This window comes from Elioraea tepidiphila DSM 17972, assembly GCF_000378465.1.
GTDB classification, from domain to species: Bacteria; Pseudomonadota; Alphaproteobacteria; order Acetobacterales; family Acetobacteraceae; genus Elioraea; species Elioraea tepidiphila.
Genome location: NZ_KB899918.1, coordinates 35,888 through 50,959, shown reverse-complemented (window position 1 = coordinate 50,959; position 15,072 = coordinate 35,888). Strand labels below are relative to the sequence as shown.

Below are 15,072 nucleotides of genomic sequence, written 5' to 3'. Positions count from 1 at the left end.
TAGGCGCGGCGGGCGTGAAGGAAAGGAGAAAGCGCGAATGGCGGCTCAGTCTCCAGCCGCCAGCCGCGCCTCGCGCGCCGCGCGCAGCGCCGCGAAATCGGCATCCGCGTGGTAGGACGAGCGCGTCAGCGGGCTCGACGCCACCATCAGGAAGCCCTTGCCGCGGGCGAGCGCAGCGTAGTCGGCGAACTCGTCCGGTGTCACGAAGCGATCGATCGCCGCGTGCTTCACGGTCGGCTGGAGGTACTGGCCGAGCGTGATGAAATCGACCTCCGCCGCGCGCAGGTCGTCCATCACCTGGATCAGCTCCTCGCGCGTCTCGCCGAGCCCGACCATCAGGCCGGACTTGGTGAAGATCGACGGGTCCATCTCCTTCACCCGGGCGAGCAGGCGGAGGCTCACGAAGTATCGCGCCCCGGGGCGGATCGCGGGATAGAGCCGCGGCACGGTCTCCAGGTTGTGGTTGAACACATCGGGCTTGGCCTCGACCACGGTCGCGATCGCGCCGTCGCCCTTGCGCAGGAAGTCGGGGGTGAGGATCTCGATCGTGGTGCCCGGGGCGGCGTCGCGGATGGCGCGGATCACCGCGGCGAAATGGCCCGCTCCCCCGTCGTCGAGGTCGTCGCGATCGACGGAGGTGATGACCACGTGCTTGAGGCCCATCACCGCCACCGCCTCGGCCACGCGCTGCGGCTCGCCGGCATCCAGCGGGCCCGGCACGCCCGTCGCGACATTGCAGAACGCGCAGGCACGGGTGCAGGTATCGCCCATGATCATCATGGTGGCGTGGCGCTGCGACCAGCACTCGCCGATGTTCGGGCAGGCCGCCTCCTCGCACACCGTGACCAGCTTCTTCTCGCGCAGCAGGTTGCGCGTCTCGACATAGATCGGGTGGGTCGGCGCCTTGACCCGGATCCATGCGGGCTTGCGCTGGATCGGGTTGTCGGGTCGCCGCACCTTCTCGGGGTGGCGCGCCGTGCGGCGGTGGTCGATCTCGATGCGGGTGGTCATGGCTCAGATGTCGATGGGCCGGCCGTGTCCGTCAAGCAGCACGATGCCGTTCGTGGGCGCGCCCGCCTTCTGCGCCCAGTCGCCACCGATCGGCTTGCCGGTGGGGCCGTAGAGTTCGTCAGGCCCCGTATAGGAGCCGTCCTTGGCGTAGGGCCAGCGGAGCGCGCGGGTGCGGTAGAAGCGCTCGCAGTCCGCCGCCGAGGGCAGGTACCAGGCCTGCCCGACCTCGAAGGCGAGAAACCGGTCCGAGGCGTCGATGCCGCGGTTGCTCGTCGAAGCCCAGTCGTCCTGCGCGCCGTGCTGGATGCGGCTGACCATGCCGGACGCATTCAGGTCGCGCACGGTGTCGCGCGCCTCGGCCGACCACGCACCGCGCTTGGCGCCGCGTTGCAGCGCCGTGACGAAGATCTTCTGGTAGCTCCGCCCCGAGATGGGCCCGGAGACGCGCCAGACCGACATCAGGTCGTAGTCCGAGACGTAGATCCGGCCCTTGTGCGCGGCCCGGCCCGAGGCGTCGGACTTGGTCGCAACCGCGCCGACCTTCGGCGCGTACTCCCCGTGCCAGGGTCGCGCGGACGCCTTGGGGCAGCGGAACACCAGCAGCAGCGACTTCGTCTCGCTGTAGCTGCGGATCGTGTGCACGTCGCGCGGGTCGAAGCCCGAGGCGATGGCGAGGTCGACGTCGCGCTCGGAGGCGCCCGTTTCGAGAGCGAGCCGTGCCTTCTGCGCCGCGAGGGCGGGGCCGGAGCTTGCGGGAATCCAGAGATCGACCATGCTGCGCCCTCCTTTCCGGGCGCTGATCGTATCAGATGTGGATCACCCGCCCGTACGCGTCCAGCACGCTCTCGTGCATCATCTCCGACAGCGTCGGGTGCGGGAACACCGTGTGCATGAGCTCGGCCTCGGTCAGCTCCGCCGTGCGCGCGATCGCGTAGCCCTGGATCATCTCCGTCACCTCGGCGCCGACCATGTGCGCGCCGAGCAGCTCGCCCGTCTTCGCGTCGAACACGGTCTTCACCAGGCCCTCGGGCTCGCCGAGCGCGATCGCCTTGCCGTTGCCGATGAACGGGAACCGGCCCACGCGCACCTGGTGCCCCTTCGCCTTGGCCGCTGCCTCGGTCAGCCCCACCGACGCGACCTGCGGCCGGCAATAGGTGCAGCCGGGGATGGTGGTCGGGTCGATCGGGTGGACGTCGTTCTTGCCCGCGATCGCCTCCACGCACACCACGCCCTCGTGCGACGCCTTGTGCGCGAGCCAGGGCGGTCCCGTCAGGTCGCCGATCGCATAGACGCCGGGTTCGCCGGTGCGGCCGTAGCCGTCGGTGACCACGTGCGTGCGGTCCACCTTCACCTTGGTGCCTTCGAGGCCGATCCCCTCGACATTGCCGACGATGCCGACCGCGCTGATCACGACCTCGACCTCGACGTCCTGCACCTTGCCCTTGCTGTCCTCGACCGTGACGCGGGCGAGCTTGCCGTTCTTTCTCACGCCCTGCACCTTCGCACCGGTCATGATCGTCATGCCCTGCTTGGCGAAGGCCTTGTGCGCGAAGGCCGAGATCTCCTCGTCCTCCACCGGCAGCACGCGGTCGAGCACCTCCACCACAGTCACCTTCGCCCCCATGTTGGCGTAGAACGAGGCGAACTCGATGCCGATCGCGCCGGAGCCGATCACCAGCAGCGATCTCGGCATCGCCTTGGGAACCATCGCTTCCTTGTAGGTCCAGATCGTTTCGCCGTCCGGCTCGATGCCCGGCAGCACGCGTGCGCGCGCGCCGGTGGCCAGGATGATGTGCGGCGACTGCAGGTCGGCGACCTTCTTGCCGTCCTTCTCGACGGCCACGGCCTGCGGCCCCGCGAGCTTGCCGTGGCCGTCGATCACCGTGACCCTGTTCTTCTTGAGCAGGTGCTTCACGCCGCCGGAGAGCTGGCTCGCGACCTGGCGCGAGCGCTTGATCACCTTCGCGAAGTCGTAGCGCGGATTGTCGGCGGCGAAGCCATAGGCATCGAGCGTGTGCAGCAAATGGTTGATCTCGGAGGAGCGCAGCAGCGCCTTGGTCGGGATGCAGCCCCAGTTGAGGCAGATGCCGCCGAGGTGCTCGCGTTCGACCAGCGCGGTCTTGAGGCCGAGCTGGGTGGCGCGGATCGCCGCGACATAGCCGCCCGGGCCGCCGCCGATCACGATGAGGTCGTACTGGTCTGCCATCTGCACCTCCAAGAACAGCGAGGGGAGAGCGTCCTCTCCCCTCGCGCACCCCTAGGGAGGGCGTCGCTCCCGTTGGTCGCGACGCGTGCCCCGACCAACGGGAGGGGCACCCTCATCAGGGGGTCCGGGGGAGAGGACGCTCTCCCCCGGCTTCACGTCAGAGCATCATCTGCAACGGATCCTCGATGATCCCCTTGAACACGCCGAGCCACTCCGCCGCCAAGGCGCCGTCGATCACCCGATGATCGACGCTGAGCGTCACCGTCATCACCGTCGCGATCGCGAGCGCCCCGTCCTTCACCACCGGCCGCTGCTCGCCCGCGCTCACCGCCAGGATGGCGGCCTGCGGCGGGTTGATGATGGCGGCGAAATCCTTCACCCCCATCATGCCCATGTTGCTGATCGAGAACGACCCGCCCTGGAACTCCTCGGGCTTGAGCTTTCCCGCCTTCGCGCGCGCGGCGAGGTCCTTCATCTCGTTCGAGATCGCGGCCAGCCCCTTCTGGTCCGCCTTGCGCACGATCGGCGTGATCAGCCCGTCCGGGATCGACACCGCGACCGAGATGTCGACGTCCTGGTACATGACCATTGCGTCGTCCTGCCACGACGCGTTCACCTTCGGCAGCCGGCGCAACGCGATCGCCGACGCCTTGATGATCATGTCGTTGACCGACACCTTCCACGCCCCCGGCCCGTCCTTCGGCGACCTGGCGTTCAGCTCGGCGCGCAGCTTCAGCAGCGCATCGAGCTCGACATCCACCGTGGCGTAGAAGTGCGGGATCGTCGCCTTGCTCTCCGACAGGCGCCGCGCGATCACCTTGCGCATCGTCGAGTGGGGCGCGAGCGTGTGCGGCGCGGCGATCGGCGCGGCCGGCGCCGTTGGCTTCGGGGCAGGCGCCGCGGCCGGTGCGACAGCGGCCGCCGGCGCCGGCGCAGCCTTCGGCGCCGCGCCCGACATCGCCGCCTCGATATCGGCCTTGACGATCCGTCCGTTCGGCCCGCTGCCCTTCAGCGCGGCGAGGTCGATCCCGGCCTGCGCGGCCATGCGCCGGGCGAGCGGGCTCGCGAACACCCGTTCGCCCTTGTCGTGTCCGTTGCCGGGTTGCGTCTTCGGTGGATCGGGCTGGGGATCGAACGCGGCCTTGGCAGCGGGCGCTGGCTTGGCCGCCTCGGCCTTGGCTTCCGGCTTCGGCGCGGGCTTCGCACCCCCCTCGCCCGCCAGCTCGGCGATCGGCGCGTTCACCGCCACGCCGGCCGTGCCCTCGGGCACCAGGATCTTCGCCAGCACCCCCTCATCGACCGCCTCGACCTCCATGGTCGCCTTGTCGGTCTCGATCTCCGCGATCACGTCGCCCGCCTTGATCGTGTCGCCTTCCTTCTTCAGCCAGCGCGCGAGCGTGCCCTCGGTCATGGTCGGGCTCAGCGCCGGCATCAGGATCTGCGTGCCCATCGTCCGTCTCTCTCCCCCGACCTCAGCGATACGTCACGCGCTTCGCGGCCTCGACCACCTGCGCCACCGAAGGCAGCGCAAGCTTCTCGAGATTGGCGGCGTAGGGCATCGGCACGTCCGCGCCGTGCACCCGCACCATCGGCGCATCGAGCCAGTCGAAGCAGTGCTCCATCGCCAGCGCCGCGATCTCCGAGCCGATCCCCGCGAAGGGCCAGCCCTCCTCGACCGAAACCAGGCGGTTGGTCTTCTTCACCGACGCGACGATCGTGTCGATGTCGAGCGGACGCAGCGTGCGCAGGTTGATCACCTCCGCGCTGATCCCCTCCTTCGCCAGCTCCTCGGCCGCCTGCATCGCGTAGCCGACACAGATCGAGAACGCGACGATCGTCACGTGCTCGCCCTTGCGCTCCACCTTCGCCTTGCCGATCGGCAGGATGAAATCCTCGCTCTCCGGGCAGGGGAAGGTCTGGCCGTACACGACCTCGTTCTCGAGGAAGATCACCGGGTTCGGGTCGCGGATCGCGGCGCGCAGCAGGCCCTTCGCGTCCTCAGACGACCAGGGCGCGATCACCTTCAGCCCGGGGCAGTGCGCGTACCACGAGGCGTAGCACTGGCTGTGCTGGGCGGCGACGCGCGCCGCGGCACCGTTGGGGCCGCGGAACACGATCGGGCAGCGCACCTGGCCGCCCGACATGTAGTTGGTCTTGGCGGCCGAGTTGATGATCTGATCGATCGCCTGCATCGAGAAGTTGAAGGTCATGAACTCGACGATCGGCTTCAGCCCGGCGAAGGCCGCGCCGACCGCGAGCCCGGTGAAGCCGTGCTCGGTGATCGGCGTGTCGATCACCCGCTTCGGCCCGAACTCGTCGAGCAGGCCCTGGCTGATCTTGTAGGCGCCCTGGTACTGGCCGACCTCCTCGCCCATCAGGAACACGTCCGGATCGCGCCGCATCTCGAGCGCCATCGCATCGCGCAGCGCCTCGCGCACGGTGATCGGCTTGGCCGGGCCCCAGTCCAGGGTCAGCGCGTCATCGGCGGGCTTTGCCGCCGGCTGCGGCTTTGGGGGCTCGGACACCTTCGCGGGTTCCGGCGCCCTCTCCGGCGCCTTGGCCTCGGCCGGCTTCGGCGCCGGCGCGGCGGCCGAGCCGTCGCCGTTCAGCACCGCGATCACCGAGTTGACCTGCACGCCCTCGGTGCCTTCGGGCACGACGATCTTCGTCAGCTTGCCCTCGTCGACCGCCTCGACCTCCATGGTCGCCTTGTCGGTCTCGATCTCGGCGATCACCTCGCCGGCGCGGATCTCGTCGCCCTCCTTCTTGAGCCAGCGGGCGAGCTTGCCCTCGGTCATGGTCGGGCTCAGCGCGGGCATCAGGATGTTCGTCGCCATGGTCGTGCCCCCCGCCTCAGGCCGCCTCGGTCAGAACGTCGGTCCAGAGCTCGCTCTCCGGCGGCTCGGGGCTCTGCTGCGCGAAGTCGGCGGCGTCCTGCACGATCGCCCGAACCTCCTCCTCGATCGCCTTCAGTTCGGCCTCCGTCACGCCCAGCGTCTCGACCAGCACCTTGCGCGCCCCCTCGATCGGGTCGCGCGTCTCGCGCATCTTCTGCACCTCGTCGCGCGTGCGGTACTTCGCCGGATCGGACATCGAGTGGCCGCGGTAGCGGTAGGTGAGGATCTCCATCAGGTACGGGCCCTTGCCCGACCGGCAGTGCGCAACGACCTCCTCGGCCGCCTCGCGCACCTTCAGCACGTCCATGCCGTCGACCTGCATGCCGGGGATGCCCCACGGCGCGCCCTTCTGCGACAGATCCTTGGAGGTGGTCGCGCGCTCCTGCGAGGTGCCCATCGAGTAGCGGTTGTTCTCGATGATGAACACGCAGGGCAGCTTCCACAGCGCGGCCAGGTTGAAGCTCTCGTAGACCTGCCCCTGGTTGGCCGCGCCCTCGCCGAAATAGGTCAGGCACACGTGGTCGTTGCCGCGGTACCAGTTGGCGAAGGCGAGGCCCGCGCCGAGGCTCACCTGCGCGCCGACGATGCCGTGCCCGCCATAGAACCCCTTCTCGATCGAGAACATGTGCATCGAGCCGCCCTTGCCCTTGGAGTAGCCGCCGATGCGCCCCGTGAGTTCCGCCATCACGCCACGCGGGTCCATGCCGCAGGCGAGCATGTGGCCGTGGTCGCGGTAGGAGGTGATCACCTGATCGCCGGGCTTGAGCACGGACTGCATGCCCACCACCACGGCCTCCTGGCCGATATAGAGGTGGCAGAACCCGCCGATCAGCCCCATGCCGTAGAGCTGGCCCGCCTTCTCCTCGAAGCGGCGGATCAGCAGCATCTCGCGGAAGGCCTTGAGCAGCTCCTCGCGCGTCATCGCCAGGGGCTTCGCGGCCCTGCCCTTCTTGCTCTGGGCGGTATTGGCAGTTGCCATCCTCGTTCCCCCCGTCGGATCGGTTCGGTCGTGCCTGCACCTAGACGGCACGTTTGGCGTTAGCAAGACAGGGGAAACTGTTGCCCGGCAAGCCCTCACCACGCAACAGACCGTCCCGCTCCATCCGCCAGACGACGCGAAACTGCGCGAAGGCCACGCTGTCAGCGACCGAGCCGATCGCTGCGCGGCAGAACGCGCGTGCGTCCGCCCGGCAGGAAGACGGTCACCGGCGCGCTGCCGTCCCAGCCATCCACCTCGATGCTGGGGTCCGGCGTCGGGTCGGGCAGGACCGCATAGACGCAGGTCGCGGCACTGCTCACCACTTCGGCGCCCAGCAGGTCGGCGAAGCGTCGGCAGAACTGCTCGCGCGCGATATTGTTCAGATAGGCGCGGTCCAGCGACGGGTTGCGCTCGCCGCAGGCGTAGAGCCGGACCCGGCGGAAGACGTTCTGCAGGGGCGCCCAGTGATGCATCGTCGGGATGCCGAGCCCGGTGCCGAGTTGCAGCGCATAGCCGAGCCCCGAGATGCCGTGGGGATCGGAGACCGGCGCCGCGTCGAGCGACCCCGAATAGCCGAACGCCGTGCCATGGCAGACGATGTCGAGCTCGACGGCCTCCGCACCGCGGCGATGCGCCGCGACCGCGCTTTGCACCCGCGCGACGATGCCGGATTGGCCCTCGTCCGTGTCGGTGGTCAGCGTGATCCGGCAGCGCGTCAGCCAGATGCGCCGCCGCTGCGCGCGCCAGGCGGCGACCGCATCGAATCGGCCCGGCCGCGAGTGCGGCGAGGGCACCCTCAGATCGACGAGTCCGAGACAGAACGCCATCCCAACCTCCCGGGACGACTCTGGCAAACCGCCTCGGGCAACGGCAACTCCTTCGACCGGCCACGACTTCGAGCGCAAGCAGCGGCACGCGGAGGGTAAACCGGCGAGGCCATCGTCGCGGCATGGCCCAAACCACCCCACTGCATCGCCTCGCCGCCGCTGCCTTCGCCGCGCACGCGGCGGATCAGCTCGTGTTCGCCGCCCAGCCCCTGATCGCCGTGCTGCTCGGCCACGGCCCGGGCGTGGTCGGGGTACTGGTCGGGGTGCAGTCCTCGGCCTGGCTGCTGGTCTCGCTGCCGGCCGGCCGATGGGCGGATCGGCTCGCGACCCGCACGCTGGTGACTCGGGCGCTAGCGGTCTCATTCGGTGGGCTCGTGATCGGGACCGCTTCGGCGTGGCAGGGCTGGATGCCCGCCCTGGCGCTCGGGGGGGCCGCGGTCGCGGGCGCGGCCGCCACCGTCGCGGTCACCGTGGTCGCGACCGTGCCGCGGCTCGTGCCGCCGCCGCTCGCGCGCGCGAACGCCAGGGTCGAACTCGCGCGCGCGGCCGCGAGCCTCGGCGCCCCGCTCGCGGCCGGACTGCTCATGGGTCACGCCGTTGCCCTGCCCCTGGTCGTCGCCAGCGCCTTGGTTCTGCTGGCCCTGCCGGCCGCACGCCGCCTGCCCGATGATGACGCCGGCACGACGCCGTACGCATCGGCCAACGGGCTCGCCGATGCGGCACGGGCGGTGTGGCGCGAGCCGCGGCTGCGCGCAGTCGCCACCTGCGCGGTCGCGTGGAACTTCGCCTTCTTCGCCCTTGCTGGACTGTTCGTGCCGCTCACCGCGGCGCGCGGTCTGGCGCCGGCGACGATCGGCACGGTGCTGTCGTGCTACGGGGCGGGGCTGATCCTCGGCGCGCTCGCCGCGCCGCGTGTGCTGGCATGGGCGGCGCCCCCGGCTGTGCTGGTGTTCGGACCGGCCTCGTCACTGCTCGGAGCGGGCCTGATTGCGGTCGGGTCGGGCGCGCCGGCCTTCGCCGCGGGCCAGTTCCTGCTCGGTTTCGGGCCCATGCTGTGGATGGTCGCGCGCACCGGGCTGCTGCAAGCCGTCACGCGAGCCGTCCAGCGCGGCCGGGTCGCGGCACTGATGCAGGCGAGCGTGTTCGGCGTCCGCCCGCTCGGCGCGCTCACCGGCGCGGTTGTCAGCGCGGCGGGCGGTGTCGAGGCGACGCTCGCGCTCGCCCTCGCGGGCTTCACCGCCTCGCTGATCGCGATCGTCGCCTCGCCGGCCGGCGCGCTCCGCCGGGCGGCGGCTCAGTAGAGCCGCTCGTTCGGTCCGTAAGGCAGCACGATGTCGTCGGGTGCGGCCATGTTCAGCATCAGCCGCGCCCGCTCGTCGAGCGCGTCGCCGTCGAGATGCTCGACCCGGAGCGCGTCGACCTTGCGCTCCATGCGCACCCGCTCGGCCTCCAGCCGGGCGAGCTCCGTCTCGGCGAGCGCGATCTGCTCCTGGATCGCGCCGAGCGCGATCAGGCCGCGGCTGCCGTGCAGCGTGTGCCAGGCGAAGAACCCGACCAGCGCAAGCCCCAGCACGGGCGGCACGGCGGCGAATGCGCGGCGCTTCAGTTCGGCGGCGATGGACATCCGGACGAGAGAATCATCTCCCGCCGCGTCGGCGCAAGGGCCGATTTGCGTTCAGCCCCGCAGCAGCGCGCGGCGGCCGCCATAGCGCGCGGCCTCGCCGAGCATCGCCTCGATCCGCACCAGCTGGTTGTACTTCGCCGTGCGATCCGAACGCGCGAGGCTGCCGGTCTTGATCTGCCCGCAATTGGTCGCGACCGCGAGATCGGCAATTGTCGCGTCCTCGGTCTCGCCCGAGCGGTGGCTCATCACCGTGCGCCAGCCAGCACGGTGCGTCATCTCGACCGCCGTCAGCGTTTCGGTCAGGGTGCCGATCTGGTTCACCTTGATCAGCACCGCATTCGCCGAGCGCCGCTCGATCCCCTGGGCGATCCGGTCCGGGTTGGTGACGAACAGGTCGTCGCCCACGATCTGCACCTTGCCGCCGAGCGCCGCGGTGAGCTTTGCCCAGCCGTCCCAGTCATCCTCGGCGCAGGGGTCCTCGATCGAGACGATCGGGTACTTCGCGCAGAGCGCGCCGAGGTATTCGGCCATGCCGGCGGCATCGAGCGTCTTGCCCTCCCCCTCCAGCACGTACTTGCCGTCCTTGAAGAACTCGGAGGCGGCGCAGTCGAGCGCGAACACCACGTCCTCGCCGACCTGGTAGCCGGCCTTCTCGATGGCCTTGGCGATGAAGCCGAGCGCCACATCGGCCGAGGAGAGATTCGGCGCGAAGCCGCCCTCGTCGCCGACATTGGTGGCGTGGCCGGCCGCCGACAGCTCCTTCTTCAGCGCCTGGAACACTTCCGAGCCCATGCGCACGGCGTCCGCCATCGTGCCCGCACCCACGGGCAGGATCATGAACTCCTGGATGTCGATCGGGTTGTCGGCGTGCGCGCCTCCATTGATCACGTTCATCATCGGCACCGGCAGGGTGCGCGCCATCGTGCCCCCGACATAGCGGTAGAGCGGCATGCCCAGTGCCGCGGCCGCCGCCTTGGCCACCGCGAGGCTGACGGCGAGGATCGCGTTGGCGCCCAGCCGCGACTTGTTCGGCGTGCCGTCGAGATCGATCATCAGCTCGTCGATCTTCACCTGCTCGGTCGCGTCGAGCCCCGAGAGCGCGTCGAAAATCTCGCCTTCGACCGCGTCGATCGCCTTGCGCACGCCCTTGCCGCCGAAGCGGGTCTTGTCGCCGTCGCGCAGCTCGATCGCCTCGTGCGTGCCCGTGGAGGCGCCCGAGGGTACCGCCGCACGGCCCATCGCCCCGTTGTCCAGCACCACGTCAACCTCGACGGTCGGGTTGCCGCGGGAATCGAGGATCTCGCGCGCGACGATGTCGGCGATGGCGGTCTCGGTCATCGGGAGGCTCCGGAGATAGGGGTGGCCGGACCTAGCGCGGCGTGCGCAAACCGGCAACCCTGGGTGCAGCCAGGGAGGAGACCGCATGCGCATCACCGACGTCACGCTGACCCTGTTCGCGTGGGACGGCATCCCGCCCACGGTCTATGGCGCGCACACGGGGACGTTCTCGGGCTCCTCCGCCCTCGGGCTGCTCGCGGTCGAGACCGACCAGGGCATCACCGGCCACGCCTTCCTGGGCTCGGCGATGAACCCGGCGACCGGCGACGGCCAGGCGCTGATCACGCACCTCAAGCCGATCCTGGTGGGTCGGAACCCGCTGGAGCGGGAGCTGCTCAACCGCGACCTCTGGCGGCGCCAGCGCAGCGCCGGGGTGCGCACGATCGGCGCGGCCGACATCGCGCTCTGGGACATCGCCGGCAAGGCGCTCGGCCAGCCGATCCACCGGCTGCTCGGAACGTTCCGCACCAGCCTCCCGGCCTATGCCTCCTCGGCGGTGCTGCCCACGCCCTCGGCCTATGCCGAGGAGGCGCAGGAGTTCAAGGCGAACAACTGGGCCGCCTACAAGATCCACCCGCCCGCACGCTGGCGCGAGGACATCGCCGTGTGCGAGGCGGTGCGGCGCGCGGTGGGCGACGACTACACGCTGATGCTGGACGCGACCTGGAGCTACGACTTCCCCGATGCGCTGCGGGTCGGCCGCGCGATCGAGGGGCTGGGGTTCCACTGGTACGAGGACCCGCTCTCGGACCAGGACATCTACAACTCGGCCAAGCTGAAGCAGCACCTCAACATTCCGCTGATGGCGACCGAGTATCCGATCACGGGGCTCGATGCCTATGCGCCATGGATCCTCGCGCGCGCGACCGACTATCTGCGCGGCGATGTCGCGGTGAAGGGCGGCATCACCACGCTGGTCAAGGCAGCACATCTCGCGGAGTCGTTCCGCATGAACCTGGAGATCCACCACGGCGGCAACTCGCTGAACAATGTCGCCAACCTGCATGTGGCGATGGCGATCCGCAACACCGAGTTCTTCGAGGTGCTGCTGCCGGATGCGGCGCAGAAATACGGCCTGGTGCAGGATATCGTGGTGGATAGGCAGGGGCTCGTGCACGCGCCGGATCAGCCGGGGCTCGGTTACGAGATCGATACCGGGCTGGTGAAGCGCAAGACGATCGCGGTGCTGCGCTGAACAGCTACGCCGCCGGGTAGCCCACGCGCCCCGCTCCCTCCGGCTCGTCGATGAAGCCGCCCGACTGGCGCGCCCACATCCGCGCATAGGCTCCGCCGCGTTCGAGCAGCTCGGCGTGGCTGCCCTGCTCGACGATCCTGCCCGCCTCCATCACGACCAGCCGGTCCATCTTCGCGATGGTCGACAGCCGGTGCGCGATCGCGATCACCGTGCGCCCGGTCATCAGCCTGTCGAGGCTCGCCTGGATCGCGGCCTCGGCCTCGCTGTCGAGCGCGCTCGTGGCCTCGTCGAGGATCAGGATCGGCGCATCCTTCAGGATCACCCGCGCGATCGCGATGCGCTGGCGCTGCCCGCCGGAGAGCTTCACGCCCCGCTCGCCGACCTCGCTGTCGTAGCCGCGCCGTCCGTCCCAGTCCTCGAGGCCCAGGATGAAGTCATGCGCCTCGGCGCGTTTCGCCGCGTCGATCACCGCGGCCTCCGAGGCCTCGGGCCGGCCGTAGCGGATGTTGTCGCGGATCGAGCGGTGCAGCAGCGAAGTGTCCTGCGTCACCACGGCGATCTGCTGGCGCAGGCTCTCCTGGGTGGCGGCGGCGATGTCCTGGCCGTCGATCACGATGCGGCCCTGCTCGGGCTCGAAGAAGCGCAGCAGCAGGTTGATCAGCGTCGATTTGCCGGCCCCCGAATGCCCGACCAGCCCCACCCGCTCGCCCGGCGCGATCGCGAGATCGAGGTCGCGGATCACGCCGCGGATCGTGCCGTAGCCGAAGGTGACGCGCTCGAACGCGATCCGCCCCTCGGTGACCACGAGCGGCACCGCATCCGCCCGGTCGGGATTGCGGAGCGGCTTGGCGATCGTGTCCATCCCCTCCTGCACGATGCCCACGTTCTCGAAGATCGCGGTCACGCTCTCGGCCACCCAGCCGGCATTGCGCAGCATCTGCCAGGCGAGCGGCAGCACGGCGGCGACCATGCCGACCTCGATCTGCCCGCGCACCGCCAGCACGACTGCGAGCGCGCCGGTGGAGGTCACCATCAGCGCCGAGGCGGTCCAGAGACAGATCCCGAACAGAGTGATCATCCTGAGCTGGCGGTGGAACGTCGCGGTGTGCTGGTCGATGCCGGAGCGCACGAACGCGTCCTGGTCGGCCGCGCGCGCGAACAGCTTCACGGTCAGGATGTTGGTGTAGGTATCGACGATCCGGCCCGTGACCATCGAGCGTTTCTCGCTGGTGGCCTTGGAGCGGTCGCGCAGCCGGGGCACGAACCAGCGCAGCAGCGCGACGTAGAACACCAGCCAGATCAGCATCGGCAGGGTCAGCACCGGCTCGAACGAGGCCATCATCACGACCGAGCCGATGCCGTAGACCACGAGGTACCAGACCGCCTGGGCCGAGGCGACGACCGACTCGCGCAAGGCCGGGCCGGTCTGCATCACCCGCGTGGCGATCCGGCCCGCGAAGTCGTTCTGGAAGAAGCTCCAGCCCTGACGCGAGACGTGCCAGTGGCTCTGCCAGCGGATGCGGTTGGTCACGTTGGCCGCGATCACTTGGTTGGTCAGCACCGACTGGGTCAGCAGCGCGAGTGGCCGGCCGAGCAGCATCACCGCCGCCATCGCGAGCAGCTCGGGCCAGGCGTTCGCCCAGAGCGCCTCGCCCGGATGGGTCGCGAGCAGGGTCACCAGCCGGCCCATGAAGAACGGCACCAGCGTGTCGAGCACCGCGACCACGCCGACCACGGCGAACATCGCCGCGAAGGGGCCCTTCGCCTGGCGGATGAAGTGCCAGTAGAACGCGGCAAGCCCAGGCGGGGGCACGGCCTCGGGCGCCGCCTCGGTGGGCGGGATCAGGCGTTCGGCGGCGCGCAGCATGGCAGAGGCGTAGCGCGGCGCGGGGGTCCACGCCAGCATGCGCGCGGCGGTTTGACAGCGAAGGAGGCGTCCCCAGGGTTGACCCCCCGCCCCGTGCGTGGTCCACCCCGGGGCCTTGATCGGCCGGCCGCGCAGGCTACATCCGCGGCCGCCGGGGCGTGTTGGGGAGGGTTGATGGCAGCGATGATCGAGGCCGAGGGGCTGGAGAAGCGCTTCGGCCCCGTGGTGGCGGTGGACGACGTGTCGCTCACGGTGGCGCGCGGCGAGGTGCTCGGCTTCCTCGGGCCGAACGGGGCCGGCAAATCCACCACCATGAAGATGATCGCGGGATATCTGACGCCGACCCGCGGCACGGCCCGGCTCTGCGGCCATGACGTGCTGGACGATCCGATCGCGGTGAAGCAGCGCCTCGGCTACCTGCCCGAAGGCGCGCCGACCTATCCCGATATGACGGTCACGGCGTTCCTCGACTGGGTCGCCGCCGTGCGCGGCTTCCGCGGGTCGGAGCGCCGCTCGCGCGTCGAGCGGGCGATCGGGCTCACCTCCCTGCACGACGTGCTCTACTACCCGATCGAGGCGCTCTCGAAGGGGTTCAAGCGCCGCGTCGGGCTGGCCCAGGCGCTGCTGCACGACCCCGAGGTGCTGATCCTCGACGAGCCGACCGACGGGCTTGACCCGAACCAGAAGCACGAGGTGCGCAAGCTGATCACGGCCATGGCGCCGGAGAAGGCGATCATCATCTCCACCCACATCCTCGAGGAGGTCGAGGCGATCTGCACGCGCGCGGTGGTGATCGCGCGCGGCCGCGTGGTGGCCGATGCGACGCCGGCCGAACTCGCGAAGCGCAGCCGCTGGCACAATGCCGTCACCGTGGTGGTGGGCGCGGACCAGGGCGAGATCGCCGCCATGGCGCTGCGCAAGCTGGAAATGCTGGGCACGGTCGAGGTGGGGGCGCGCGGCGCGGACGGGCTGATCGCGCTCTCGGCGCTCGCGCGCGACGGCAGGTCCGTCGAGGGACCGGTGCGCACCGCGCTCGCGACGGTCGGCATCGCGCCCCGCGAGATCTTCATCGAGCGCGGCCGGCTCGACGAGGTGTTCCGCGATCTGACGATGCGCGAGGCGGCCTGA

Annotated in this window: 13 protein-coding genes; 3 read left to right on the top strand and 10 right to left on the bottom strand. The window is 70.1% G+C overall.

Features of this window, described 5'->3' with window-relative positions:
* Positions 1 to 45: 45 nt before the first annotated feature.
* From lipA to F563_RS0108555, 7 genes are all read right to left on the bottom strand, one after another.
* On the bottom strand, positions 46 to 1,011 hold the full coding sequence (gene lipA, locus F563_RS0108585; RefSeq protein WP_019014257.1) for a lipoyl synthase: 966 nt from the start codon (positions 1,009 to 1,011) through the stop codon (positions 46 to 48).
* Positions 1,012 to 1,014: 3 nt separating this feature from the next.
* Positions 1,015 to 1,785, bottom strand: coding sequence for a hypothetical protein (locus tag F563_RS0108580; protein WP_019014256.1), 771 nt, complete (start codon positions 1,783 to 1,785; stop codon positions 1,015 to 1,017).
* A 31-nt stretch (positions 1,786 to 1,816) separates the two neighbouring features.
* Positions 1,817 to 3,217, bottom strand: coding sequence for a dihydrolipoyl dehydrogenase (lpdA, locus tag F563_RS0108575; RefSeq protein WP_019014255.1), 1,401 nt, complete (start codon positions 3,215 to 3,217; stop codon positions 1,817 to 1,819).
* A 157-nt stretch (positions 3,218 to 3,374) separates the two neighbouring features.
* Entirely contained in the window at positions 3,375 to 4,667 is a 1,293-nt protein-coding gene (locus F563_RS0108570; protein WP_019014254.1) for a pyruvate dehydrogenase complex dihydrolipoamide acetyltransferase, read from the bottom strand.
* 22 nt (positions 4,668 to 4,689) lie between these two features.
* Positions 4,690 to 6,054, bottom strand: coding sequence for a pyruvate dehydrogenase complex E1 component subunit beta (locus F563_RS0108565; RefSeq protein WP_019014253.1), 1,365 nt, complete (start codon positions 6,052 to 6,054; stop codon positions 4,690 to 4,692).
* A 16-nt stretch (positions 6,055 to 6,070) separates the two neighbouring features.
* Positions 6,071 to 7,036, bottom strand: a complete 966-nt coding sequence (pdhA, locus tag F563_RS0108560; RefSeq protein WP_019014252.1) for a pyruvate dehydrogenase (acetyl-transferring) E1 component subunit alpha — start codon at positions 7,034 to 7,036, stop codon at positions 6,071 to 6,073.
* Between the two features lie 218 nt (positions 7,037 to 7,254).
* The gene (locus F563_RS0108555) at positions 7,255 to 7,920 is read right to left on the bottom strand and encodes a hypothetical protein (protein ID WP_019014251.1); all 666 of its coding nucleotides are present in this window, start codon (positions 7,918 to 7,920) and stop codon (positions 7,255 to 7,257) included.
* 122 nt (positions 7,921 to 8,042) lie between these two features.
* Here F563_RS0108555 and F563_RS0108550 point away from each other — a divergent pair, with 122 nt between their 5' ends.
* Positions 8,043 to 9,221, top strand: a complete 1,179-nt coding sequence (locus tag F563_RS0108550) for an MFS transporter (protein ID WP_019014250.1) — start codon at positions 8,043 to 8,045, stop codon at positions 9,219 to 9,221.
* Here F563_RS0108550 and F563_RS0108545 read toward each other — a convergent pair.
* Both F563_RS0108545 and eno read right to left on the bottom strand, forming a co-directional pair.
* On the bottom strand, positions 9,215 to 9,544 hold the full coding sequence (locus F563_RS0108545) for an FtsB family cell division protein (protein ID WP_019014249.1): 330 nt from the start codon (positions 9,542 to 9,544) through the stop codon (positions 9,215 to 9,217). The genes F563_RS0108550 and F563_RS0108545 overlap by 7 nt on opposite strands.
* A gap of 51 nt (positions 9,545 to 9,595) precedes the next feature.
* Positions 9,596 to 10,882 (bottom strand): phosphopyruvate hydratase, encoded by a 1,287-nt coding sequence (eno, locus tag F563_RS0108540; RefSeq protein ID WP_019014248.1) that lies wholly within the window; start codon positions 10,880 to 10,882, stop codon positions 9,596 to 9,598.
* Between the two features lie 85 nt (positions 10,883 to 10,967).
* On the opposite strand from eno, the gene F563_RS0108535 reads away from it, so the two are divergent.
* On the top strand, positions 10,968 to 12,077 hold the full coding sequence (locus F563_RS0108535) for an enolase C-terminal domain-like protein (protein WP_019014247.1): 1,110 nt from the start codon (positions 10,968 to 10,970) through the stop codon (positions 12,075 to 12,077).
* A gap of 4 nt (positions 12,078 to 12,081) precedes the next feature.
* Here the strand turns inward: F563_RS0108535 and F563_RS0108530 are convergent, their stop codons facing one another.
* Positions 12,082 to 13,983 (bottom strand): ABC transporter ATP-binding protein, encoded by a 1,902-nt coding sequence (locus tag F563_RS0108530; RefSeq protein ID WP_019014246.1) that lies wholly within the window; start codon positions 13,981 to 13,983, stop codon positions 12,082 to 12,084.
* 135 nt (positions 13,984 to 14,118) lie between these two features.
* On the opposite strand from F563_RS0108530, the gene F563_RS0108525 reads away from it, so the two are divergent.
* Positions 14,119 to 15,072 carry an ABC transporter ATP-binding protein gene (locus F563_RS0108525; RefSeq protein WP_019014245.1) on the top strand — a complete coding sequence of 318 codons (954 nt, stop codon included), beginning with the start codon at positions 14,119 to 14,121 and terminating at the stop codon, positions 15,070 to 15,072.